The organism is Micromonospora sp. NPDC005553 (genome assembly GCF_042871765.1).
Classification (GTDB): Bacteria; Actinomycetota; Actinomycetes; order Mycobacteriales; family Micromonosporaceae; genus Micromonospora.
In genome coordinates this window covers 462309-487339 of sequence record NZ_JBIAJD010000004.1, presented here as the reverse complement: position 1 = coordinate 487339, position 25031 = coordinate 462309, and the positions used below count along the sequence as shown (strand labels likewise).

The 25031-nt window shown below is 72.0% G+C and carries 18 protein-coding genes; 10 read left to right on the top strand and 8 right to left on the bottom strand.

Annotation, left to right across the window (positions count from 1 at the left end; translation table 11 throughout):
• Positions 1 to 72: 72 nt before the first annotated feature.
• The 5 genes from ACFYPG_RS19290 to ACFYPG_RS19270 are packed head-to-tail and all read right to left on the bottom strand — an operon-like array spanning position 73 to position 6164.
• Entirely contained in the window at positions 73 to 1020 is a 948-nt protein-coding gene (locus ACFYPG_RS19290) for an iron-siderophore ABC transporter substrate-binding protein (RefSeq protein ID WP_355007172.1), read from the bottom strand.
• Complete coding sequence (locus ACFYPG_RS19285) at positions 1020 to 1952, bottom strand: ABC transporter ATP-binding protein (protein WP_387353180.1); 933 nt, start codon at positions 1950 to 1952, stop codon at positions 1020 to 1022. The genes ACFYPG_RS19290 and ACFYPG_RS19285 overlap by 1 nt, the downstream gene beginning before the upstream one ends.
• A gap of 19 nt (positions 1953 to 1971) precedes the next feature.
• Positions 1972 to 3087: an iron ABC transporter permease gene (locus ACFYPG_RS19280; RefSeq protein WP_355007170.1), complete on the bottom strand. Its 1116-nt coding sequence runs from the start codon at positions 3085 to 3087 to the stop codon at positions 1972 to 1974.
• On the bottom strand, positions 3084 to 4124 hold the full coding sequence (locus tag ACFYPG_RS19275) for an iron ABC transporter permease (RefSeq protein ID WP_355007169.1): 1041 nt from the start codon (positions 4122 to 4124) through the stop codon (positions 3084 to 3086). Before ACFYPG_RS19275 ends, ACFYPG_RS19280 begins: the two co-directional genes overlap by 4 nt.
• Positions 4125 to 4184: 60 nt before the next feature.
• Entirely contained in the window at positions 4185 to 6164 is a 1980-nt protein-coding gene (locus tag ACFYPG_RS19270) for a multicopper oxidase family protein (protein ID WP_387353178.1), read from the bottom strand.
• 118 nt (positions 6165 to 6282) lie between these two features.
• On the opposite strand from ACFYPG_RS19270, the gene ACFYPG_RS19265 reads away from it, so the two are divergent.
• Positions 6283 to 6642: a YciI family protein gene (locus tag ACFYPG_RS19265; protein WP_091402189.1), complete on the top strand. Its 360-nt coding sequence runs from the start codon at positions 6283 to 6285 to the stop codon at positions 6640 to 6642.
• Between the two features lie 11 nt (positions 6643 to 6653).
• On the opposite strand, the gene ACFYPG_RS19260 is transcribed toward ACFYPG_RS19265, so the two are convergent.
• Entirely contained in the window at positions 6654 to 7046 is a 393-nt protein-coding gene (locus ACFYPG_RS19260) for a cytidine deaminase family protein (RefSeq protein WP_387353176.1), read from the bottom strand.
• 143 nt (positions 7047 to 7189) lie between these two features.
• Here ACFYPG_RS19260 and hrpA point away from each other — a divergent pair, with 143 nt between their 5' ends.
• Complete coding sequence (gene hrpA, locus ACFYPG_RS19255) at positions 7190 to 11254, top strand: ATP-dependent RNA helicase HrpA (RefSeq protein WP_387353174.1); 4065 nt, start codon at positions 7190 to 7192, stop codon at positions 11252 to 11254.
• Positions 11255 to 11333: 79 nt separating this feature from the next.
• On the opposite strand, the gene ACFYPG_RS19250 is transcribed toward hrpA, so the two are convergent.
• Entirely contained in the window at positions 11334 to 12266 is a 933-nt protein-coding gene (locus tag ACFYPG_RS19250; RefSeq protein WP_355007165.1) for a LysR family transcriptional regulator, read from the bottom strand.
• Positions 12267 to 12349: 83 nt separating this feature from the next.
• Here ACFYPG_RS19250 and ACFYPG_RS19245 point away from each other — a divergent pair, with 83 nt between their 5' ends.
• The 7 genes from ACFYPG_RS19245 (at position 12350) to ACFYPG_RS19215 (ending at position 20500) form a co-directional block, all read left to right on the top strand.
• A complete protein-coding gene (locus tag ACFYPG_RS19245; RefSeq protein WP_355007164.1) occupies positions 12350 to 13033 on the top strand; it encodes a succinate dehydrogenase cytochrome b subunit in 684 nt (227 codons plus the stop codon).
• A gap of 1 nt (position 13034) precedes the next feature.
• Positions 13035 to 14972 (top strand): fumarate reductase/succinate dehydrogenase flavoprotein subunit, encoded by a 1938-nt coding sequence (locus ACFYPG_RS19240; protein WP_355007163.1) that lies wholly within the window; start codon positions 13035 to 13037, stop codon positions 14970 to 14972.
• Complete coding sequence (locus ACFYPG_RS19235; protein WP_355007162.1) at positions 14969 to 15733, top strand: succinate dehydrogenase/fumarate reductase iron-sulfur subunit; 765 nt, start codon at positions 14969 to 14971, stop codon at positions 15731 to 15733. Before ACFYPG_RS19240 ends, ACFYPG_RS19235 begins: the two co-directional genes overlap by 4 nt.
• Before the next feature lie 258 nt (positions 15734 to 15991).
• Positions 15992 to 17176, top strand: a complete 1185-nt coding sequence (locus tag ACFYPG_RS19230; RefSeq protein WP_387353447.1) for a zinc-dependent alcohol dehydrogenase — start codon at positions 15992 to 15994, stop codon at positions 17174 to 17176.
• A gap of 13 nt (positions 17177 to 17189) precedes the next feature.
• Positions 17190 to 18119, top strand: coding sequence for an SDR family NAD(P)-dependent oxidoreductase (locus tag ACFYPG_RS19225; RefSeq protein WP_387353171.1), 930 nt, complete (start codon positions 17190 to 17192; stop codon positions 18117 to 18119).
• A gap of 112 nt (positions 18120 to 18231) precedes the next feature.
• Positions 18232 to 19236, top strand: a complete 1005-nt coding sequence (locus ACFYPG_RS19220) for a serine hydrolase (RefSeq protein ID WP_387353169.1) — start codon at positions 18232 to 18234, stop codon at positions 19234 to 19236.
• 124 nt (positions 19237 to 19360) lie between these two features.
• The gene (locus tag ACFYPG_RS19215; RefSeq protein ID WP_387353167.1) at positions 19361 to 20500 is read left to right on the top strand and encodes an MBL fold metallo-hydrolase; all 1140 of its coding nucleotides are present in this window, start codon (positions 19361 to 19363) and stop codon (positions 20498 to 20500) included.
• Between the two features lie 95 nt (positions 20501 to 20595).
• On the opposite strand, the gene ACFYPG_RS19210 is transcribed toward ACFYPG_RS19215, so the two are convergent.
• Entirely contained in the window at positions 20596 to 22107 is a 1512-nt protein-coding gene (locus tag ACFYPG_RS19210) for a deoxyguanosinetriphosphate triphosphohydrolase family protein (RefSeq protein WP_387353165.1), read from the bottom strand.
• A gap of 155 nt (positions 22108 to 22262) precedes the next feature.
• Here ACFYPG_RS19210 and ACFYPG_RS19205 point away from each other — a divergent pair, with 155 nt between their 5' ends.
• Positions 22263 to 24830, top strand: coding sequence for a Tex family protein (locus tag ACFYPG_RS19205; protein WP_387353164.1), 2568 nt, complete (start codon positions 22263 to 22265; stop codon positions 24828 to 24830).
• The last annotated feature ends 201 nt before the right edge of the window (positions 24831 to 25031 follow it).

The following is a 25031-nucleotide window of genomic DNA, read 5'->3' as shown; positions in this document are numbered from 1 at the left end:
CTGGATCGAGCACGATCATGAGCCAGCGCCCGCGAGCGCACGCCTCGCGCGGGTGTGCGGGTGCGCTGAGGGTCAGGCGGCGGGGAGGTACTTGGTCAGGTCGTCGAGGATCTTGTTGGCGGCGCCGACGCCGATGCCGGTCATCCAGACCTCGTCGGAGACCGGGTACGCCTTGCCGGCCTTGACCGCGCCGAGGCCCTTCCACAGCGTCCCGCCGGAGACCTTGGTCTGCTCGGCGGCGGCCTTGTCGCCGTACGCGGTCACGAAGATGACGTCACCGTCGACCTCGTTGATCCGCTCGGGGCTGACCAGGTCGAAGCGCTTGTCCGCCTTGTTGGCGAGCAGCTGCCGCTCGGGGCGGCCCAGGCCGGTGTCGCCGATGACGATGCCGGAGAACGAGTCCGGCCCGTACACCCGGATGTTGCCGGGCAGGAACCGCACGATGGAGACCTTGCGCGCAGCGGCGTCGCCGAGCGTCGCGCCGAAGTCCTTGGCCCGCTTCTCGTAGGTGGCGAGCAGATCCTTTGCCTGCTGCTCGCGGCCGAGCGCCCTGCCGTCCAGGAGGAGGTTGTCCTTCCAGGTGATGCCCACCTTGTCGGTGAACACGGTCGGCGCGATGGCGGCCAGCTCGTCGTAGAACTTCTCCTGGCGGAACTTGCTGCCGAGGATGAGGTCCGGCTTCAGCGCGTTGATCGCCTCCAGGTCGGGCTCGGTGAGCACCCCGACCTCCTTGATGCCGGCGAGCTTGTCCGCGCCGAAGTACGTGGGCCAGCTCTTCGCCTCACCGGCGGTGGCCGCGCCGACGGGCGTGATGCCCAGCGAGAGCGCCGTATCGATCTTGTCGGTGTCGAGCACGACGACGCGCTTGGGCTCGGCCGGGACCTTGGTGGTGCCCATGGCGTGGGTGATCTCCCGGGTCTCCCCGGTGGTGGAGCCGGCGACCGGGTCGCTCTCACCGCAGGCGGTGAGGCCGGCGCCGAGGGCGACGGCCGCGGCGAGAGCTGCGACGAGACGACGCATCAGAGTCCTTTCGAGGGGTGCGAGCCGGCGAGCGGGTTGGCCGCGTCGCCGGTGGAGGGTCGGGCGTCCGGTACGGATGCCGTCGACGGATCGGGGTCCTTCGCGCCGGCGGACGCGTCGACCGGGTCACCCGCGACAGCGGGGGCCGGAGCGTTGCCTCCGGTGTAGGCGGGCACCACCAGGGGTGCGCCCGTCACCGGGCAGGGCACGACCACGCAGGCCAGCCCGAAGACGTCGCGGACCAGGTCGGCGGTGAGGATCTCCCGGGGCGGGCCGGCGGCGACCACTGCGCCGGCGCGCATGGCGACCAGGTGGTCGGCGTAGCGGGCGGCCTGGTTCAGGTCGTGCAGCACGGCCACCACGGTGCGGCCACGCTCGGAGCGCAGCCGGTGCAGGAGATCCAGCACCTCCACCTGGTGAGCCAGGTCGAGGAAGGTGGTCGGCTCGTCCAGCAGCAGGGCGTCGGTGTCCTGGGCCAGTGTCATGGCGATCCACACCCGTTGCCGCTGACCGCCGGAGAGGCTGTCCACCGGTCGGTCGGCCAGGTCGGTGACGTCGGCGAGGGCCATCGCCTGGTCCACCGCGGCACCGTCCTCCGACGACCACTGCCGCCACCACCGCTGGTAGGGCTGTCGGCCGCGCCCGACCAGGTCCGCCACAGTGACGCCCTCGGGCACCAGCGGGCTCTGCGGCAGGACGCCGAGGCGGCGGGCGACCTCCCGGGTCGGCAGTTCGCGGATGGCGGTGCCGTCCAGCAGCACGGTGCCTCGGCGGGGGGTGAGCAGCCGGGCCATCGTGCGCAGCAGGGTGGACTTGCCGCACGCGTTGGGTCCGACGATCACCGTGAAGGCGTCGGTGGGCAGGTCGAGGTCGAGCCCGTCGAGCACGGTCCGCTCGTCGTAGCCGGCGACCAGGTCGCGGGTGGAGAGCATCACACGACTCCTTGAGGCGTCACGACGACCGCCGCCGGCCGCGCAGCAGCAGGAAGATCAGGTACGGGCCGCCGATCGCGGCGGTCAGCACACCGGCGGGTAGCTGGGTGGGTGCGAACAGGCGCCGGCCGGCCAGGTCGGCCAGCACCAGCAGAAGGGCGCCGAGCAGCGCCGCGCAGACCAGCGGTGGTCGTTCGGCGCGTACCAGGCGACGGGCCACCTGCGGGGCGACCAGCGCAACGAAGTCGACGGCGCCGACCTGGGCGGTGACCATCGCGGCGACGACCACGCCGGTGCCGGCGAGGCCGACCCGGCGGGCCACCGGACGCAGCCCGACTCCCCGGGCGGTGTCGTCGTCCAGGGCGGTGCTGTTCAGCGCCCAGCCGGCCCAGGCCAGCACCGGCAGCAGCACCAGCAGTGTGCCGGCGATCCAGGCGGCCTCGGTCCAGCCCTTGCCGGCCAGGGTACCGATCAGCCAGATCTGGGCGCGCAGCCCGTCGATCGGGTCGGCGGTGAGCATGACCACCTCGGTGAGCGCCCGGAAGCCGAACGCGACAGCCACCCCGGCGAGCACGAAACGCTGCGCGGCCAGCCCGTGCCGGGCACCGAGGGCGAACAGCAGCACCGCCGCGAGCAGCCCGCCCACCAGCGCGGTGGGCGCCACCAGCACCGCGGCCATTCCGGTGGTCAGGGCCACTGTCGCGGCGAGGCCGGCGCCCTGGGTGATGCCGATGACGTCCGGGCTGGCGAGCGGGTTGCGGGCCACGCTCTGGATCAGCGTGCCGGCCACGCCGAAGGCGGCGCCGGCCACGGCCGCCAGCACGACCCGAGGCAGCCGCAGGTCAAAGACCACGAGGTCGTACGGGGTGCCGGCTCCGGAGAGGGCACGCAGCACGTCGGCCGGGGCGACGTACGGGGTGCCCAGCGAGAGACTGAGCACGACGGCCAGCAGGAGCAGCACGGTCAGCACGGCGGCCACCAGCACCGCGCGTCGGCGGATCAGCAGGCTGACCGGGCCGATCCGCAGCAGCGACCGCCCCGCAAGCCGGGCCTGCCCGGCCGGCTCGGCGAGCCCGACCGGGCTTGACGGGCGGGGCGGGTCGGTGGGGTCCGGGGGGCGCTGGGTGGTGGTCACGCTGTCACCACCCGGGCGCGGCGGACCAGCACGGCCAGCAGTGGCGCGCCGATCAGCGCGGTGACGATCCCGGCCGGGATTTCGCCGGGCGGAGCGACGAGCCGACCGGCGATGTCGGCGGCGAGCAGCAGCGCCGGGCCGAGCAGGGCGGAGACGGCGAGGGTCCAGCGGTGGTCGGCGCCGACCAGGGCGCGGGCCAGGTGCGGCACGGCCAGCCCGACGAACGCGACAGGTCCGGCGGCGGCCACCGCGGCACCGGTCAGCAGCACGGCGGCGAGGCCACCACCGAGGCGGACCAGGCCGATCCGGTGGCCGAGGCCACGGGCCACGTCGTCGCCGAGGGCCAGCGCGTCCAGGCCCCGCGCCACCAGGGCGGCGAGCACCAACCCGACGAGGACGAACGGCAGCACCTGCGCGGCGACCGACAGGTCCCGTCCGGCCAGCCCGCCGACCACCCAGAAGCGGTACTCCTCGAAGGTGCGGGCGTCGATGCTGAGCAGCGCGTACACCCCGGAGGCCAGGCTGGCGTCGAGCGCCGCGCCGACCAGCGCGAGGGTGACCGGGCTGGCGCCCTCGCGGGCGCGGGTGGCGATGGCGAAGACCAGCAGCCCGGCGATCAGGGCCCCGGCGATACCGAACCAGACGTACCCGGCGAGCGTGCCGACGCCGAAGACGGAGATCGCGAGCACCACCCCGAACGACGCGCCCGCGCTGATGCCGAGGATGCGCGGCTCCGCGAGGGGGTTGCGGGTGAGCGCCTGGAACAGCACCCCGGCCACGGCGAGCGCGAGCCCGACAGCGAGACCGAGCGCGGTCCGGGGCATCCGCAGCTCCCGGACGATGGTGCTGGCATCGCTGCCGTCCGGAGCGACGAGCGCGTGCCAGACCTGGTCGACGCCGAGTTGTCGGCTGCCGAGCGCGAAGCTGGCCAGCACGGTGAGCAGCAGCACCAGCGCGGCCCCGACGGTGACTGTCACCCGACGCCCGGTGCGGGTGCTGGCCCGACTACGGGTCGGCCGGCTGGCGAGGGCGGTCACGAATCTCCTGCACGATCGGGCTTAGGTTCGCCTAACCTTAGCCGACCTGCGAAAACGCGCCTAACCGGCGTCGGTCGATGCCGTAACCGGCACCTCCGGCACGCCCCGTGGCGACTCCGGCACGTCAGGCGAGCCGCCGTCCCCGGTCGCCGCGCCGCCGCGCGGCAGGACGTTGAGTGGCCGCATCATCTCGTTGTCCTCGTGCTCCAGCAGGTGGCAGTGCCAGGCGAAGCGACCCGGCAGGTCGAAGCGCGCCTTGATGCGGGTCACCTCCCACGGGTACGCGAGCACCGTGTCCAACCACCCCCGGTCCCCCGGGCCCGGCAGCGACCGCCCCGAGTGTCCCCGGCCGAGCAGCTCGAACTGGACCTGGTGCAGGTGGACCGGGTGCACGTGCCGGGTGAAGTTGCGCACCTCCCACACCTCGGTGTCGCCGAGCGACGGCTGCTCGGTCACCGGGTCGCTCCAGCGCAACGGCAGCCCTCGGCCGCGCTCGTCGAGGACGCCGAGCAGCATGATCATCGACCCGCCGGACATCCGCTCGTTGAGCGACAGTCGGCGTACCCGCTGGGCCTGGCCGAGGCGCGGGTGTGACGGCAGCCGTAACTGCTCCGGTGGCACGCTCGAATCCGCGCCGGCCGCCTCGGTGACCACGAAGCGCAGCACCTGCCCGGTGGTGTGCGGGTCGGCGGGGTCGAAGTCCACCCCGGGCCGACCGCCGCCGTACATCCCGTCCGGCCCCTCGTTGACCAGGTACAGCTCGGTGCCGGCCGGCACGTCGGTGAAGTCGACGATCGCGTCGACACGCTGGGCCGGGCCGAGGATCACCCGCTCGTGCGGCACCGGCTCGGGCAGGAGACCGCCGTCGCTGCCGATCTGCCAGACCGGCAACACCGGCCGGGCCGGCCGCGCCGTGGCGTGGGCGGCAACGCTGAGCAGCAGGAACCGGCTGTTGCAGCCGTTGAGCAGCCGGAAACGGTAGCGCCGACGCTGGACCGTCAACGAGGGCCAGGTGCGGCCGTTGACGACGATCGTGGAGCCGGAGAACCCGGGCACCCAGGTCGGTGGCCCGTCGCCGCCGCCGGAGTACCTCGACGGATAGCGCAGCTCACCGTCGGCGGTGAAGCTGCGGTCCTGGATCATCAGCGGAATGTCGTGGTAGGAGGCGTTCGGCGCATCGTCGCGGGTCGGCGCCGGGCCGGGCAGCACTCCCTCCGGCAACTCGTCCCCACCACCGAGCAGGTAGAACCCGGCCGGCCCGGCGTAGACGTTCTCCCGGGTGAGCCCGAGCGCGTGATCGTGGTACCAGAGGGTGCACGACCGCTGGTCGTTCGCGTACTCGAAGGTGGCCGAGCCCGGCGCCCAGCGCAGGCCGGACCGCTCGGCGAACCGGGACCGGAACTCCCGGTACGCGCTGCCGGACACGGCGAAGTCGGGCGGCAGGTCACGGGCCACCGGCAGGTACCACGCCTCGGAGTGTCCGTCGCTCTCCTGCGTGCTGTGCCCGCCGTGCAGATGCACCACCTGGGGCACCGGGCCGCGATAGCCCCGCGGGCTGCCGTCCCACTGCCCGTGGTGGTCCCGGTGCTCGATGCCACCGGCCGGGTTCGCCCAGTGCAGGGTGGGGTCCACCGGCAGCAGGTGCGGCAGGTAGTCGCCCCGGTCGTCGACGAGTTGGTTGACCCAGGTCACCCGTACCGGGCGGCCGACCCGCGCCATGATGGTGGGCGCCGGGTAGCCGAAGCTGCCGGGGTGGGCGGTGGAGCCGTAACCCCACACCGTGGTGCGCGGCCAGGACGGCGGCAGGATCTGCTGGCGGAACTGTCGCACCGCGATCTCGTACGTGTCGCGCTCCGGATCGGTGACCACCGTCGGCATGGCCGGGGGGATCCGCAGCGGCGTGACGTACTTCGGGATGTCCCGGACGTCCAGCGGCGCGACCGCGGCGAGGGCCCGGCCCGAGGCCGCCCAGCCCGCTGGGATCAGCGCCGCCGCGCCGCCGGTGGCACCGGCCGCGAGCAGCCGACGTCTGGTGACCATGCCGCACCTCCCAGTCGCTTCGAACCTCGATATGAGAATGAGATTCGCGGACGACCACAGGGCGGACAGATGGCAGATGACACCCATAAGAGGGACATTCACGTCATAGGGTGTGGACATGCGATTCGACCAGCACACGGTCGTCCTGCTGACCCGACCGTCGGATCCGCCGGAGCTGCCGCAGGACGCGATCGACAGGTTGCGGGACGCCCACCTGGCCCACCAGGCGGGCCTCGTGCAGCAGGGCCTCGTCCTCGCGGCCGGGCCGTTCCTGCATCCCGACGACGAACAGCTGCGGGGCTTCGTGGTGCTGTCCATCGCCCCGGACGAGGCACGCGCGCTGTTCGCCAACGACCCCGCCGTGCGGGCCGGTCGCCTGGTCGCGCGGGTCACGTCGTGGCTGCTTCCGGAGGGCACCCTGCGGTTCGAGAGCGTGCCGGTGCCGCAGTCGATGCTGGAGGCGGCCTCCGGGGACTGACCCGGGCCCGGTCAGCCGGCCGAGCCGCTGCCGGCCTCCGCGGGCAACTCCCCGATCGGGACCACCCGCGGGGCGTCCAGCGGGCCGACGACCACCCGCAGGTCCGGGAAGTGGTCCCGCAGCACCTGCCGACACCGGTCACAGGGCGCGACGACCTCGCGGCCACGGTCGGCGACAGTGACCATCGTCTCCAGCGCGGTGACGCCCTGCGTGGCGGCCGTGCCGATCACGACGAGTTCGGCGCAGACCCCTCCGGTGGCGTGCTGCACGTTCACGCCGGTGAAGACCCGCCCGTCCGCGGTCCGGGCCGCCGACGCGACAGTGTGGTGCGGGCTGCGGCAGCGCAGCTTGGAGACCGCAGTGGCGGCCTGCACCAACGCGCGGTCGGTGTCGCGCATCTCCATCCGGCTCCCCCAGCGCTCGACGTCGGCCGCCAACTCTAGGGCCCGCTCGTGACCGTCAAGGGACCGGAGGTGGCCGTCGGAGAGCCGGCCGCTCGGTAACCCACGGGCGCTGCGCCGCCGGGCTGCCTATCCTTGGGCACGACATGCAGAATCCAACCGCCTCCGTCGCGTCCGACCCCGTTCGCGAGCTGCACCGCCGCCTCACACCTCTGATGTTCCGCGACCAGCGCCGGCTCCAGCGGCGACTGGACGGTGCCCGCAAGCTGCGCGACCCGCAGCGTCGGGAGGCGGCGCTGACCGAGATCACCGCCGACCTGGTCCGGGCCGAGCAGCGGCTCGCCGCCCGGCAGGCGGCGGTGCCCGTGATCACGTACCCGGTGGGTCTGCCGGTCAGTGAGCGCAAGGACGACATCGCCGCTGCGATCCGCGATCACCAGGTGGTGATCGTGGCGGGCGAGACCGGCTCCGGCAAGACCACCCAGATTCCGAAGATCTGCCTGGAGTTGGGGCGCGGGGTGCACGGCCTGATCGGGCACACCCAGCCCCGGCGGTTGGCCGCCCGGACGGTGGCCGACCGGATCGCCGACGAGCTGGGCACCGAGTTGGGTGACGTGGTCGGCTACAAGGTGCGCTTCACCGACCAGGTCAGCGAGCGCAGCCTGGTGAAGCTGATGACAGACGGCATCCTGCTGGCCGAGTTGCAGACCGACCGGATGCTGCGCCAGTACGACACGCTGATCATCGACGAGGCACACGAGCGCAGCCTCAACATCGACTTCATCCTCGGGTACCTGCGGGAGCTGTTGCCCCGACGACCCGACCTCAAGGTGATCATCACCTCGGCGACCATCGAGACCGACCGGTTCGCCCGGCACTTCGCCGGGCCACCCACTGCCGACGAGCCCGACGGCGTGCCCGCCCCGGTGGTCGAGGTCTCGGGGCGTACCTACCCGGTGGAGGTGCGCTACCGGCCCCTCGTCGAGCTCGCCGAGGGCGAGGAGGACGGCGACGGCGACGAGGAGACCGTCCGCGACCAGATTCAGGCGATCGGCGATGCCGTCGAGGAGTTGGCCGCCGAGGGCCCCGGCGACATCCTGGTCTTCCTCAGCGGTGAGCGGGAGATCCGGGACACCGCCGACGCGCTGGGCAAGCTGGTGCAGACGAAGCGCTCGCTCCTCGGCACCGAGATCCTGCCGTTGTACGCGCGGCTGTCCAGCGCCGAGCAGCACCGGGTCTTCGCCGCGCACTCCTCACGCCGGGTGGTGCTCGCCACCAACGTCGCGGAGACCTCGCTGACAGTGCCCGGCATCAAGTACGTGGTGGACCCGGGCACCGCCCGCATCTCCCGCTACTCCAGTCGGCTCAAGGTGCAGCGGCTGCCGATCGAGCCGGTCTCCCAGGCGTCGGCCAACCAGCGCAAGGGCCGGTGCGGCCGTACCTCGGACGGCATCTGCATCCGCCTCTACGACGAGCAGGACTTCCTCTCCCGGCCCGAGTTCACCGACCCGGAGATCCTGCGGACCAATCTGGCGTCGGTCATCCTCCAGATGACCGCGATCGGGCTCGGCGACCTCGCCGCGTTCCCGTTCATCGACCCACCGGACAAGCGCAACATCACCGACGGCGTCAACCTGCTGCACGAGCTGGGCGCGTTGAACCCGACCGAGGCCGACCCGGAGAAGCGGCTCACCGCGCTCGGCCGGCGGCTGGCCCAGTTGCCTGTCGACCCGCGCCTGGCCCGGATGGTGGTCGAGGGCGAACGCAACGGCTGCGCCACCGAGGTGCTGGTGATCGCCGCGGCGCTCTCCATCCAGGACCCGCGGGAGCGGCCGGCGGAGAAGCAGGCCCAGGCGGACCAGGCGCACGCCCGGTTCGCCGACAAGGAGTCGGACTTCGTCGCGTACCTCAACCTGTGGCGCTACCTGCGTGAGCAGCAGCGGGAGCTGTCCTCCAGCGCCTTCCGCCGGATGTGCAAGGCGGAGTACCTGAACTACCTGCGCATCCGCGAGTGGCAGGACATCGTCAGCCAACTGCGCCAGGTGCTGCGTACCCCGTCCGACGGCGACCGGCGTGGTGGGCGGCCGGCGCGCGACAGCTCGGACGACGCGGACGCCGGCCGGGGCCGCCGGGGCGGCGCGGACCTGCCGGAGGAGATCGACACCCCGAAGGTGCACCAGTCGCTGCTGCCCGGCCTGTTGTCGCACATCGGCCTGAAGGACGCCCAGAAACACGAGTACCTGGGGGCGCGAGGCGCGAAGTTCGGGATCTTCCCCGGGTCGGCGTTGTTCAAGAAGCCGCCGCGCTGGGTGATGGCCGCGGAGTTGGTGGAAACCTCCCGGCTGTGGGGGCGCATCGCCGGCCGGGTCGAGCCGGAGTGGGTCGAGCCGCTGGCGCAACACCTGGTCAAGCGCAGCTACAGCGAACCGCACTGGGAGAAGAAGCAGGCCGCGGTGATGGCCTACGAGAAGGTCACCCTGTACGGCGTCCCGCTGGTCAGCTCCCGCACTGTCAACTTTGGGCGGATCGACCCGACGCTGAGCCGGGAACTGTTCATCAGGCACGCCCTCGTCGAGGGCGACTGGCAGACCCACCACCAGTTCTGGGCGGACAACAAGCGGCTGCTCGCCGAGATCGAGGAGTTGGAGAGCCGGGCCCGACGCCGGGACATCCTGGTCGACGACGAGACCATCTTCGGCTTCTACGACCAGCGGATCCCGGCCGACGTGTCCTCCGGCCGGCACTTCGACAGCTGGTGGAAGAAGACCCGCCGCGAGCAACCCGACCTGCTCACCTTCACCCGCGACCTGCTGATCAACGACGGCCGACCGGGGGTGGACGAGGACGACTACCCGGACGAGTGGCAGGCCGACGGGGTGAGCCTGCCACTGACCTACCGGTTCGAGCCCGGCACGCCGGACGACGGCGTCACAGTGGACATCCCGCTGCCGCTGCTCAACCAGGTGCCGGCGGAGACCTTCGACTGGCAGGTGCCGGGGCTGCGCGAGGAGACGGTGATCGCGCTGATGCGGTCGCTGCCCAAGGCGATCCGCCGCAACTTCGTCCCGGTGCCGGACTACGCACGGGCGGCCCTGGCGGCGATCACTCCCGGCGAGGAGTCGCTGCTGGACGCGCTCACCCGGCAACTGCGCCGGATGACCGGAGTGACAGTGCCCCGCGACGCGTGGGAGCCGGGCAAGCTCCCGGCGCACCTGCGGGTGACGTTCCGGGTCCTCGGCGACGACGAGAAGCCGGTCGCCGAGGGCAAGGACCTGCCGGCCCTGCAACGCCAACTTCGCCAGGAGGTACGCCAGGTGGTGGCGGCCGCCGCGCCGGAGGTGGCCCGCACCGGGCTGCGCGAGTGGAGCATCGGCACACTGCCCCGGACCATCGAGCAGGTCCGCGCGGGTTACGCGGTCACCGCGTACCCGGCGCTGGTCGACGAGGGCGCCACGGTCGGGGTGAGGGTGTTCGACTCCCCCGCCGAGGCGGAGGCGGCGCACTGGGCCGGCACCCGCCGGCTGCTGCGGCTCACCGTGCCGTCCCCGGCGCGGTTCCTGCAGGGGCGGCTGGACAACGAGGCCAAGCTGGCGTTGAGCCGCAACCCGCACGGCGGCGTGCAGGAGTTGATCGAGGACGCGGCGGGCGCCGCCATCGACCGGCTGATCGGTGTGGCCGGTGGGCCGGCGTGGGACGCCGACGGTTTCGCGGCCCTGCGCGAGAAGGTCCGCGCCGACCTGGTCGACACAGTGGTCGAGGTGATGGACCGGGTCCGCAAGGTCCTCGCCGCCGCGTACGCCGTCGAGCAGCGGCTCGGCGCGACCCGCAACCTCGCCGTGGTGGCGGCGCTGGCCGACATCCGCAACCAGCTCGCCGGGCTGGTGCACGCCGGTTTCATCACCGAGACCGGGTACGCGCGCCTGCCCGACCTGCTGCGCTACCTCACCGCCATCGAGCGTCGGCTGGAGCGGCTGGGCGGCAACCCGCAGCGGGACCGCCAGCAGCAGGACCGGATCGCTGTGGTGCAGAAGGAGTACGCCGACCTGCTCGCCAACCTGTCACCGGCCCGCCGCCAGGAGTCGGCCGTCCGGCAGATCCGGTGGATGATCGAGGAGTTGCGGGTGAACGTCTTCGCTCAGGCGCTGGGCACCCCGTACCCCGTCTCCGAGCAGCGGATCTACCGGGCGATGGACGACGCCGAGGGCCGCTGAGCCGGACCGCAGGGCCGCCGCCGACCTGGTCGCGGCGGCGGCCCCGTCCGGCTTCCTCGCGGCGGCGGTCCCCGGCGGCTCAGGTCAGTGGCTCGACGCCGGGGGGCAGTTCGCCGAGGTTGATCGCCGACTGGATGTAGTCGAGCAGGATGCGCCGAAGCTCCCGACCGGCGTGGGTGGGTACGACGTCGCGCCGACGGGCCACCGCGATGGTCCTCCGCACCCCGGGCGGGGCGAGCGGGGTGATCCGCACGCCCGGTCGGCGGGCCAACACGATGCCGGGGACGAGAGCGATGCCGAGTCCCGCCTCGACGAAGCTGAGCACCGCGTCCATCTCGCCGCCGTCCACCGCGAAGGTGGGCTCGAAGCCCGCCTCCCGACACGCCTGGATGGTCGCGTCGCGCAGGTCGTACCCCTCCCGGAACATCACCATCGGCTGGTCCCGCAGGTCGGTGATCCGCAGCTCCCCGGTCAGCGACGCGGTCGCCACCTCCCCCACCGAGGCCACCACCAGGCTCTCGCGCAGGATCGGGTCGACCCGCAGCCCGGGGTCGGCCCCCTGCGCCGGCATGATGATGAGGGCCAGGTCGAGGTCACCGCGGAGCAGGTCGCGGACCAGGTCCTGGGAGCCACCCTCCTCGACCTTGAGGTCGACGGTGGGGTGCGCGTCGCGGAAGCGGCGCAGCACCGGCGGGGCGAGCGAGGTCGCCAGACTGGGGGTGGCCCCGAGCCGGACCCGGCCCCGGCGCAGCCCGACCAACTCCTGGACCTCCCGGGTCGCGGTCTCCACGTCGGCGAGGATCCGGGTGGCCAACGGCAGCAGCACCTCGCCGGCTGCGGTGAGGGTGATGTTGCCCCTTACCCGCTCGAACAGGGGTGCCCCGAGGTCGGCCTCCAGAGCGTGAATTTGCTTACTGAGAGAAGGCTGAGTGATGCCTACGAGGTCGGCCGCTTGGGTGAAATGTCGTACTTCGGCCACCGCGACGAAGTACCGGAGCTGATGGAGCTGCATCTACATAGCCTACGGCTATCAACACTGCGAGTTTGATGCATTGGACGACTGATCGAAGTGCTCCTAGCGTCGGTTGCGTGGTAATGACGAAAACTCGGTCGCCCATCCGCTCGAACGTCGGCCTCAAGGCCGTCATGGCGGTGACGGGCATCCTGCTGGCGCTGTTCCTCATCGCCCACATGCTCGGCAACCTGAAGGTGTTCACGGGGGAGACCTCGTTCGACCACTACGCGCACTGGCTGCGCGACATCGGCAAGCCACTGCTGCCCGGCGTCTGGTTCCTGTGGATCCTGCGCACCGTGCTGGTCGTGGCGGTCGTCGCCCACATCGTGGCCGCCACCGTGCTGGCCCGGCGCGCCCGCGCCGCCCGCCCGGTCAAGTACGCCCACCGCAAGAAGGTCAACGGCAGTTACGCGGCCCGCACGATGCGCTGGGGTGGAGTGATCATCCTGCTCTTCGTGATCTACCACCTGCTGGACCTGACCACCGGCACGCTGAACCCGGTCGGCAACGAGAGCAAGCCGTACGGCAACGTCGTCGCCGACTTCGCGCCCGAGCGCTGGTACGTCACGCTCTTCTACACCCTCGCCATCCTCGCGGTCGGCTTCCACCTGCGCCACGGCGCGTTCAGCGCGTTCCGCAGCCTCGGCCAGCAGACGCCACGCGGTGAGCGCAGGGCGCGTACCGCGGCTCTGGTCTTCGCCGTGCTGCTCTGCGCCGGGTACCTGGTGGTCCCGTTCGCCGTACTCACCGGATTGGTGTCCTGACATGGAACTCTTCACCGAGGGCGACCCGATCGCCGACACCAAGGCTCCCACCGGCCCGGTCGAGAAGCGTTGGGAGACCCGGCGCTTCGAGGCCAAGCTGGTCAACCCCGCCAACCGCCGCAAGATGACGGTGATCGTGGTCGGCACCGGCCTGGCCGGCGGCTCCGCCGCCGCGACCCTGGCCGAGCAGGGCTACCACGTCAAGTCCTACTGCTACCAGGACAGCCCGCGCCGGGCGCACTCCATCGCGGCACAGGGCGGCATCAACGCGGCGAAGAACTACCGCAACGACGGCGACTCCGTCCACCGGCTCTTCTACGACACCGTCAAGGGCGGCGACTTCCGCTCCCGGGAGTCGAACGTGCACCGGCTCGCCGAGGTGTCGGTCAACATCATCGACCAGTGCGTCGCCCAGGGGGTGCCGTTCGCCCGCGAGTACGGCGGCCTGCTGGACACCCGCTCCTTCGGTGGCGCCCAGGTGCAGCGCACCTTCTACGCCCGGGGCCAGACAGGCCAGCAGTTGCTGCTCGGCGCGTACCAGGCCCTCGAACGGCAGATCGGCCTGGGCAACGTCGAGATGAACACCCGGCACGAGATGCTGGAGCTGGTCCTCGTCGACGGCAAGGCCCGCGGCATCGTCGTCCGGGACATGGTCACCGGCGAGATCAGCACCGAGATGGCCGACGCCGTGGTGCTCGGCTCCGGCGGCTACGGCAACGTCTTCTACCTCTCCACGAACGCCAAGGGCTGCAACGTCACCGCCACCTGGCGCGCGCACCGCAAGGGCGCGTACTTCGCCAACCCGTGCTACACGCAGATCCACCCGACCTGCATCCCGGTCTCCGGCGACCACCAGTCGAAGCTGACCCTGATGAGCGAGTCGCTGCGCAACGACGGCCGGGTCTGGGTGCCGAAGACCAAGGGTGACGACCGCAGCCCGAAGGACATTCCGGAGGACGAGCGGGACTACTACCTGGAGCGGATCTACCCCTCCTTCGGAAACCTGGTCCCCCGCGACATCGCCTCCCGCGCCGCGAAGAACGTGTGCGACGAGGGGCGGGGCGTCGGGCCGACCAAGCTCGGCGTCTACCTCGACTTCGCCGACGCGATCGGCCGGCTGGGCCGCAAGGCCATCGAGGCCAAGTACGGCAACCTCTTCGAGATGTACGAGCGGATCACCGGCGAGGACCCGTACGAGGTGCCGATGCGCATCTACCCCGCCGTGCACTACACGATGGGCGGCCTGTGGGTCGACTACGACCTCCAGTCGAACATCCCCGGCCTGTTCGTGATCGGCGAGGCGAACTTCTCCGACCACGGCGCGAACCGGCTCGGCGCCTCGGCGCTGATGCAGGGCCTCGCCGACGGCTACTTCGTGCTGCCCACCACCATCGCCAACTACCTGGCCTCCGGCGGGCTGGACACTGTCGACGCCACCCACCCGGCGGCGATCGAGGCGCGCACCGACGTCGAGGACCGCATTCGGCGGCTACTCGCTGTCGACGGCGACCGGACCGTGGACTCGTTCCACCGGGAGCTGGGCCAGATCATGTGGGAACACTGCGGCATGGAGCGCAGCGAGGCCGGGCTGCGCAAGGCGATCGACGAGATCCGTGCCCTGCGCGAGCAGTTCTGGCAGCGGGTCAAGGTGTCCGGCACCGGCGAGGAACTCAACCAGTCGCTGGAGAAGGCCGGCCGGGTGGCCGACTTCTTCGAGCTGGCTGAGCTGATGTGCATCGACGCCCTGCACCGCGAGGAGTCCTGCGGCGGCCACTTCCGGGCCGAGCACCAGACCCCCGACGGTGAGGCGCAGCGCGACGACGACCGGTTCGCGTACGTGGCGGCCTGGGAGTTCACCGCCGACGGCGAGCCCTCGGTGCTGCACAAGGAAGACCTCAAGTTCGAATACGTCCACCCCACGCAGCGGAGCTACAAGTGAACCTGACCCTGCGCATCTGGCGCCAGAAGGGCCCTGAGGACAAGGGTCGGATGGTGACCTACCCGGTCGACGACGTGTCCCCGGACATGTCGTTCCTGGAGATGCTCGACGTGCTCAACGAGCGGCTGATCCTCGCGGGCGATGACCCGGTGGCATTCGACCACGACTGCCGCGAGGGCATCTGCGGCATGTGCGGCCTGATGATCAACGGCGACGCGCACGGGCCGCAGCGCGGCACCACCGCGTGCCAGCTGCACATGCGGCAGTTCAAGGACGGCGAGACGATCGACATCGAGCCGTGGCGGGCCAGCGCCTTCCCGGTGGTCAAGGACCTGGTCGTCAACCGGAGTGCCTTCGACACGATCATCGCGGCTGGTGGCTACGTCACCGCGCCGACCGGCAGCGCGCCCGAGGCCCACTCCACCCCGGTCGCCAAGGCCAACGCCGACGCCGCCTTCGAGTCGGCGGCCTGCATCGGCTGCGGCGCCTGCGTGGCAGCCTGCCCGAACGGCTCCGGCATGCTCTTCACCGCCGCCAAGCTCACCCAGCTCTCCCTGCTGCCGCAGGGCCAGCCCGAGCGCTACACCCGGGTGATCGGCATGGTCGACGCGCACGACGAGGCCGGCTTCGGCGGCTGCACCAACGCCGGCGAATGCACCCCGGCCTGCCCGAAGGGCATCCCGCTGAACACCATCGGCCGGCTCAACCGCGACTACCTCGCGGCCACCGCCAAGGGAGCGAACAACACCCCCGGCTCCTGAGGGTCCGCCGCACGACACCAGACCGCCGTACCCCGCTTTCCTCGGGGGTACGGCGGTCTTGCTTTCTCGCGGCTCCGGGAGGATCCACTCGGGTTTCAGAAAATCGGCCTGTTGGCGGGCCTCGGATGCCGCGACTTCAAGGAACCCGAGTGGATCAACCCCGCCACCGACAAAGCCCGCCGGGGACAGGCAGCCGGTTCAAGTGCCCGAGCGCGGGTAGCAGTCTTTCGAGACGGCAGCGTGAAGGGGATGAGGGACATGAAGGCGCTCACCTGGCAGGGCAAGCGGGACGTACGGGTCGAGGAGGTCCCGGACCCCCGGATCGAGGAACCGACCGACGCGATCGTGAAGATCACCTCGACCGCGATCTGCGGTTCCGACCTGCACCTGTACGAGGTGCTCGGGCCGTACCTGAAGCCGGGTGACGTCCTGGGCCACGAGCCGATGGGCATCGTCGAGGAGGTCGGGTCGGAGGTGACCGGGCTCAAGCCGGGCGATCGGGTGGTGGTGCCGTTCAACATCGCCTGCGGCAGTTGCTGGATGTGCTCGCGCCAGCTCTACGCGCAGTGCGAGACGACCCAGGTCACCAGCGAGGGCAAGGGCGCGTCCCTGTTCGGCTACACCTCGCTCTACGGTTCGGTGCCGGGCGGGCAGGCCGAGTACCTGCGTGTCCCGCAGGCCCACTTCGGGCCGATCAAGATCCCGGAGACCGGCGCCGACGAGCGCTACCTCTACCTGTCCGACATCCTGCCCACCGCCTGGCAGGCGGTGAAGTACGCCGACACCCCGCCGGGCGGCACCCTGGCCGTCTTCGGTCTGGGTCCGGTCGGGCAGTTCTGCGCGCGGATCGGCCGTCACCTCGGCGCGGGCCGGGTGATCGGGCTGGACCTCGTGCCGGAGCGGCTGGAGCTGGCCCGCCGGCACGGCATCGAGGTGATCGACGTGAGCCAACTGTCCGACGTGCCGGGCGCGTTGATCGACCTGGTCGACGGCCGGGGCCCGGACGCCGTGATCGACGCGGTCGGGATGGAGGCGCACGGGTCGCCGGTGGGCAAGCTTGCCCACACCGCCGTCGGCCTGCTGCCGGACAAGCTGGCCCAGACGATGACCGACCGGGCCGGCGTGGACCGGCTGTCCGTCCTGCACGCCGCGCTCAAGGGGGTTCGCCGCGGCGGCACCGTGTCGGTCTCCGGGGTGTACGGCGGCGAGGCGGACCCGATGCCGCTGATGGAGATGTTCGACCGGGGTGTCCAGCTGCGGATGGGGCAGTGTCACGTGCGCCGGTGGACCGACGAGATCCTGCCGCTGCTCTCCGGCGACGACGACCCACTGGGCGTGGAGGACCTGCGTACCCACCGGATGCCGCTGGCCCGGGCGCCGCAGGCGTACGAGATGTTCCAGAAGAAGGAGGACGGCTGCATCAAGGTCGTGCTCGAACCATGAGTGCGAGAGTGCCGTGAGCCGGGTGGTCGTGATCGTTGGCGCGACCAGCGGCATAGGCCGGGCGACGGCCCGGGCGTTCGCCGAGCGCGGCGACCGCCTGGTCCTCGCCGCCCGCGCCACCACGACCCTGGCCGAGGTACGCGCTGAGTGCGCCGACGTCGACGTGCTGACCGTGCCGACCGACGTGACCGAGCCGGACGCGCTGGACGCGCTCGCGGAGGCCGCGATCGACCGCTTCGGCCGTGTCGACGTGTGGGTGCACACGGCGGCGGTGATGGCCTACGGTCGCTTCGACGAGTTGCCACAACGGGTCTTCGACCAGGTGGTACGGACCGACCTGCTCGGCGCTGCCGGCTCGGTGCGGGTGGCGCTGCGGCACTTCCGGGCCGTCGGGGCCGGCACGGTGATCCTCACCGGTTCGGTGCTCGGGCACATCACCGCGCCGTACATGAGCGCGTACGTGGCGAGCAAGTGGGGGTTGCAGGGTCTGGCCCGGACGGTGCAGCAGGAGTTGCGCGACAGCCCGGAGATCCGGCTGTGCCTGGTCAACCCGGGCAGTGTGGACACACCGGTGTACCAGCAGGCGGCCAACTACCTGGGCCGCATCGGGCGACCTCCGCCACCGGTGGCCGGGCCGCAGCGGGTGGCCCGGGCCATCGTGCACTGTGTGGACCGACCCCGCCGGGAGGTGTCGGTGGGCAGGCTCAACGTGGTGCTGCGGGCCGGTTTCACCGTACTGCCGGGGGTCTACGACGTCCTCGTCGGTCCGTTGATGCGCGCGGCCGGCCTGAGTGGACGGTCGGTCGCCCCGCACGACGGCTCGGTCTTCACCGCGAACCCGGCCGGCGAGGCGGTACGCGGTGGTCACCTGCCCGACCTGCGGCAACTCGTGTCCGGGCCGGTGGGCGCGGTGGGCGCCGCGCTGCGCCGACGGTTCGGCTGACCTGTTCGGGACTGTTCGGGACAAATTCGGGGGCAACGTGCATCGATCAACTCGCCTAGGGTGGTGGGCCAGCAAGCGCTCAGGCACACCACGATCGGGGAGACGATTCACCATGCGACTGAACCGCAGAACGGCACTCGGACTGGGCACTGTGGCCACCGCCGGCACCGTGCTGGGCGCCGCCGCCCCGGCGAGCGCAGCCGAGACCACCGAGGCGTCGCCGACCACCCCCGCTCGGGCCGCCCGTCGGGTCGCCTCCGTCTTCGCCAAGCACAGCGCCGAGGCCGGCGGCAACTGGCAGGCGTACGTCAGCGTCGCCGACCCGGCCGGTGCGCCGGTGGTAGCGGTCGAGACTGACGCGGACCGGCGGATCGAGGCGTACAGCGTCAACAAGATCGCCGTCGCCACGGCGGTGCTCGACAAGGTCGACCGGGGCCTGCTCACCCTGGACCAGCAGGTCGAGGTGAGCTCGACAATCGTCGTGCCGGGCGGCGACGGCATCTTCAGCCTGGACGGCGCGTACCCGAGCCTGGTCACCATCGGGCACGTGCTGGCCAACCTGCTGACCGTCTCGGACGACACGGCGGTGCGGCTGTGCGGGCTGGTCGCCCCGGCCGCCGAGATCAACTCCATCCTGGTCGCCAAGGGCTTCCCGAACACCCAGGTCCAGCCGGTGGCCAACCCGAACCGGTTCTTCCTCGGCACCAGCACCCCCCGAGAAACGCACGACCTGCTGCGCGCCCTGGTCGCCGGCACGCTGCTCTCCCCCGCCTCCACGACGTACCTGTTGGGTCTCCTGCGTTCCCCGGTGGCGTTCACCGACGGCATCCGGCGCACCATGTCCTCCGACGAGCGGGCCCGGATCGCCACCAAGGGCGGCTGGTACGCCGACGCCCGGCACGAGGCCGGTGTGATCTTCGACCGCTCCGGCGCGGCGGTGCTCACCTACGCCCTCTTCGCCGACGGGCAGGCCAACCCGGAGGACTTCGGCGCGACCCACCCGGCGGTGCAGGCCCGCGCCGCCATGGGCCCGAAGTTCCTGGCGGCGGTGGACCGGATCGCGGGCGTGGGCAAGACGTTCCGGATCACCGCCCGGCGCCCCAGCAACGGCGGCTGAGCACGCTCTGAACCTCGTCCCGGGTCGGTCGCCGCTGCCGGTGGCCGACCCGGCGTGGCGACCACCGAGGCACGGGTCGGTCCGGGTGACTACCGTGTAGGGCGGACACGTCGGAGGGACGGCAATGGCACGAGCGCAGAACACGGACGTCGAACGGTCGCTCGGGCGGCGGATGCGAGGCGCCGCCGGCCTGGCCGCGCTGGCCGGCCTGGCCTGGGTCGCCCGGGATGTGCCGGCGGCCCTGGGTGGCCGGCTCAGCGGGGCACGGGCCGAACGGGCGGCCCGCTCGCCGCAGTTCCGCGAGGGCACCTTCCACAACCGGGCCGGCACCCGCACGATGGTCGCCGAGCCGGGGCGCAACCTGGTCCGCGAGCTGATCTTCGGCAAGCAGAAGCGGCGTCCGACCGCGGCCGTCCCGCTGCTGCGCCCCAGCGCCGAAGGGCCGGAGGCCGCCGACGAGCTCAACATCGTCTGGTACGGCCACGCCTCGACGCTGATCGAGATCGAGGGCCGGCGGGTGCTGCTCGACCCGGTCTGGAGCGAGCGGTGCTCCCCCTCGGGTCTGGTCGGCCCACGCCGGCTGCACGAGCCGCCGGTGGGCATCGACGAGCTTCCCCCGCTGGACGCCATCCTGATCTCGCACGACCACTACGACCACCTCGACATGGCCACGGTGCGGGCGCTGCTCGCCGGGCAGTCCGCGCCGTTCCTGGTGCCGCTCGGAGTGGGCGCGCACCTGGACCGCTGGGGCGTACCCGCCGAACGGATCATCGAGCTGGACTGGTCCGAGTCGCACCGGGTGGCCGGCCTGGAGATCACCGCCACCGCCGCCCAGCACTTCTCCGGACGCGGGCTGCGCCGCGACGGCACCCTGTGGAGCTCGTGGGTGGTGGCCGGGGCGCGCCGCAAGGTCTTCTACACCGGCGACTCCGGTTACTTCGACGGGTACGCCGAGATCGGCGCCGAGCACGGGCCGTTCGACGTGACGCTGATGCAGATCGGCGCGTACGACCGGGCCTGGCCGACGATCCACATGTTCCCGGAGGAGGCGGTCAGCGCCCACCTCGACCTGCGCGGCGGGCTGTTCGTGCCGGTGCACTGGGCGACGTTCAACCTGGCCCTGCACGACTGGTCCGAGCCCGTCGACCGGCTGTGGGCCGAGGCGAAGGCCCGCGACGTGCGCCTCGCCGTGCCCCGTCCCGGTGAGCGGGTCGTCGTCGACGAGCCGCCCGCCGTCGACGGGTGGTGGCAGGCCGTCGCCTGAGGCAGGCCACAGCAGGCCGTCCCCTGGGGGAATCCGCGGCAGACATCGCCTGAGGCGGGCCGTCGCAGGCATCGCCTGAGGCGGCCGTCGGGTCGTCAGAGCACGAACGCGTCGGTCCAGAGCGCGCCGGACCGGCCGGAGAGCGCGTCGAGCATGGCCACCGCCTGACCATCGGTGAGCTGCGCGACGAAGTCGACGATGGCCCGGCCCCGGGCGCGACCGATCCGGTCCGGGGTACGCGGGTGCAGCTCCGCCTCGGCCAGCTCGACCAGGTCGTGCAACCGGCGGGGCAGCCGGGACTCCTCCTCCGGGTCGAGCAGCCACTCCCACAGCGCCTCGACCAGGGTGCCCAGCAGCCGGGCCTGGCCGCGCTGGTGCAGGGCGAGATCCGGGCGGGCCAGCACGAACCGGTGGTGGACGAACTTGAGCACCTGTACCTCGTGCCACTGGGCGCAGCCCAGCAGCACGTGCCCGGAGCGCACCGACGGCTGTTCGGTGACCATGATCGCCTCGACGAAGCGGGTTGACCAGCGCGCGGAGAACCGGGCCACGTACTGCTCGGCCTCGATCGAGCCGTCGAACGGCATCGCGAGCAGCCCGTCCACCAACTCCTCGCGGACGTGCTCGACGGCGGCCGCGAACGCGTCGTCGTCGGCGATCCAGGCGTCCTTGCGGTGCAGCTGCCGGCGTAGCCGCTCGATCGCCGCCCCGGGTCGCCGGGCGGCCGTGGCCAGCGCCGCGTCGGTGATCGCCCGCAGCTGCCCACTCTCGCGCTGCCAGGCCATCAACTCCGCGGAGACCGAACCCTGCTGGAGCACCCCGACCCGGTAGAAGTCCTCCACGTCGTGGATGGCGTACGCGATGTCGTCGGCGGTGTCCATCACGGACGCCTCGACGGTCTGCTGCCAGTCCGGGATGCGGCCGGCGAACGGGGCTCGGGCCTGCCGCAGGTCGTCCAGCTCGGTCCGGTACGCGCCGAACTTCGACGACCCGCTCTCCGGGTCGTCCGGCGGCGGGGTGGCGCCGCGCGGCGGCGGGTCCATCGTGCGCGGGTGCGGGTCGGGGTGGTCCAGCCGGGTCCACGGGTACTTCAGCATCGCCGCGCGGACCGCCGCGGTCAGGTCCAACCCGGTGGTGGCCGCGCCACGGATCTCGGTGCTGGTGACGATGCGGTACGACTGCGCGTTGCCCTCGAAACCGTCGGAGAGGCCGAGGCGCTGGCGGGCCAGCCGGTCCAGCACCCGCTCCCCCAGGTGCCCGAACGGTGGGTGGCCGAGGTCGTGGGCGAGCGCCGCCGCCTCCACCACGTCGGGGTCGCAGCCGCCGAGCTTGTCCAGCAGGTCACGCCACCGTTCGTCGGCGCCCAACCGCTCGGCGACCGCCCGCGCCACCTGGGCGACCTTGAGGCTGTGGGTGAGCCGGTTGTGCACCAGCAGCCCGGAGCCGACCGGGCTGATCACCTGGGTGACACCACCGAGGCGGGCGAAGAACGGCGAGCCGACGATCCGGTCCCGGTCGGCACGGAACGGGTTGGCCGTGAGGTCGCCGAGGGCCCGGGCGCTGCCGCCGAAGAGCCGCCGGGCGCGCGGCTCCGCAGCAGATTCCATGATCGCAACGCTAGCGCAGGCCCGACGGGACCGCCGCCGGTCACCCCGGCCGGGCGATGCGGTTCGGTCTGCCGCCCCGGCCGGGCGCGGCGACAGCGACCGGGGCCGCCCGGCAGAATGCAACCGGTACCCACTCCCGAAGGCGGATCGAGATCGTGACCCAGTCTGTTCATCAGCGGATCGCCGACGAGCTCGGCGTGGCCGAGCGTCAGGTGCGGGCGGCCGTGGAGCTGCTCGACGGCGGCTCGACAGTGCCGTTCATCGCCCGCTACCGCAAGGAGGCCACCGGCCTGCTCGACGACACCCAGCTGCGCACCCTGGAGGAGCGGCTGCGCTACCTGCGCGAGCTGGACGAGCGGCGGGCCGCGGTGCTGGAGTCGATCCGCACCCAGGGCAAGCTCGACGAGGCCCTGGAAGCGCAGATCATGGCCGCCGACTCGAAGTCCCGGCTGGAGGACATCTACCTCCCGTACAAGCCGAAGCGGCGGACCCGGGCGCAGATCGCCCGCGAGGCCGGGTTGGCCCCGTTGGCCGAGACGCTGCTGGCCGACCCGGGTCAGGACCCGAAGGCCACGGCCGCCGGGTTCGTCGACGCGGACAAGGGCGTCGCCGACGCCGCCGCCGCGCTGGAGGGCGCCCGGGCCATCCTGATCGAGACCTTCGCGGAGGACGCCGACCTGATCGGCACGCTGCGCGAGCAGATGTGGTCGCGGGGCCGGCTGGTCTCCCGGGTACGCGAGGGTCAGGAGACGGCCGGCGCCAAGTTCGCCGACTACTTCGACTTCTCCGAGCCGTACCCGAAGCTGCCCTCGCACCGGATCCTGGCGATGTTCCGGGGCGAGAAGGAGGGCGTGCTCGACCTGACCATGGAGTCGGAGGAGGCGGGCGAGGCGGACGCCGTACCGGCCGGCCCGACCCGGTACGAGGCGGCCATCGCCGGCCGGTTCGGGGTGTCCGACGCGGGCCGCCCGGCCGACCGTTGGCTGACCGACACGGTCCGCTGGGCGTGGCGTACCCGGATCCTCATCCACCTCGGCGCGGACCTGCGGATGCGGCTGTGGCAGGCGGCCGAGGAGGAGGCCGTCCGGGTCTTCGCCACCAACCTACGGGACCTGCTGCTCGCCGCGCCGGCCGGCACCCGGCCCACGATGGGCCTGGACCCGGGCCTACGGACCGGCGTGAAGGTGGCCGTCGTGGATGCCACCGGCAAGGTGGTCGCCACCGACACGATCTATCCGCACGAGCCGCGCCGGCAGTGGGACGCGTCGGTGGAGACCCTCGCCCGGCTGGCCGGGGCGCACGGGGTGGAGCTGATCGCGATCGGCAACGGCACGGCCTCCCGCGAGACCGACAAGCTCGCCGGTGATCTGATCGCCCGGCACCCGCAGCTCAACCTGACCAAGGTGATGGTCTCCGAGGCCGGCGCGTCGGTCTACTCCGCCTCCGCGTACGCCTCCCAGGAGCTGCCCGGGATGGACGTGTCGCTGCGCGGCGCGGTCTCCATCGCCCGCCGCCTCCAGGACCCTCTCGCGGAGCTGGTCAAGATCGACCCGCGCTCGATCGGCGTCGGCCAGTACCAGCACGACCTGTCCGAGGTGAAGCTGTCCCGGTCGCTGGACGCGGTAGTGGAGGACTGCGTGAACGCGGTCGGGGTGGACGTCAACACCGCCTCCGCGCCGCTGCTGACCCGGGTCTCCGGGATCGGCGCCGGGCTGGCCGAGAACATCGTGCTGCACCGGGACGCCAACGGGCCGTTCCGTACGCGTACCGAGTTGAAGAAGGTGGCCCGGCTCGGGCCGAAGGCGTTCGAACAGTGCGCCGGCTTCCTGCGCATCCCCGGTGGCGACGACCCGTTGGACTCCTCCAGCGTGCACCCCGAGGCGTACCCGGTGGTGCGCCGCATCCTCTCCACCACCGGCCAGGACCTGCGCTCGGTGATCGGCAAGAGCGGCATCCTGCGCGGGCTGCGGGCCACCGACTTCGTCGACGACCGGTTCGGCCTCCCCACCGTCACCGACATCCTCGCCGAGTTGGAGAAGCCGGGCCGGGATCCCCGCCCGGAGTTCCGCACCGCCACCTTCGTCGAGGGGGTGGAGAAGATCAGCGACCTGACGACGGGGATGGTGCTGGAGGGCGTGGTCACCAACGTGGCCGCGTTCGGCGCGTTCGTCGACGTCGGAGTTCACCAGGACGGTCTGGTGCACGTCTCGGCGATGTCCCGGACCTTCGTGAAGGACCCCCGCGAGGTGGTGAAGTCCGGCGACGTGGTCAAGGTCCGGGTGCTCGACGTGGACGTACCCCGCAAGCGGATCTCGCTGACCCTGCGCCTGGACGACGAACCCGCCGCCGGTGGTGGCGGTGGTGGTGGTCGGGCGGGCCAGGAGGGGCGTGGGGGCCCGGCGCAGCGCGCGCCGCAGGGTGGCCGCGGTGGGCAGGGCGCATCCGCCGGCCCGCAGGGTGGTCGCGGCACCGGACAGCAGGACGGTCGCGGCTCACAGGGCGGTCGCGGCGGGCAGGGCGGTCGTGGCGGCTCACAGGACGGTCGTGGCGGACAGGGCGGTCGTGGCGGCTCACAGGGCGGTCGTGGCGGACAGGGCGGTCGTGGCGGACAGGGCGGTCGCGGCGGCGGGCAGCAGGGAGGTCGCGGCGGGCAGCGGCAGGGCGCACCGGCGCCGGCCAATGACGCGATGGCGGAGGCCCTGCGCCGCGCCGGACTGGCCTGACCCTCAGCACGTCAACCCCGCGCCGTCCCGTCGATCATGGAGTTGTGGTGGGTGACAAATCACCCGCACAGCGCCAACCCAGGCACCACAACTCCATGATCGACGAAGCCGAGGTGATCTGCTCCGTCGATCTTGCACTTACTGTGCCGACATGAGCGGTCATTCCATGCGTATCGACGACCGAAAACGCAAGATCGGCGC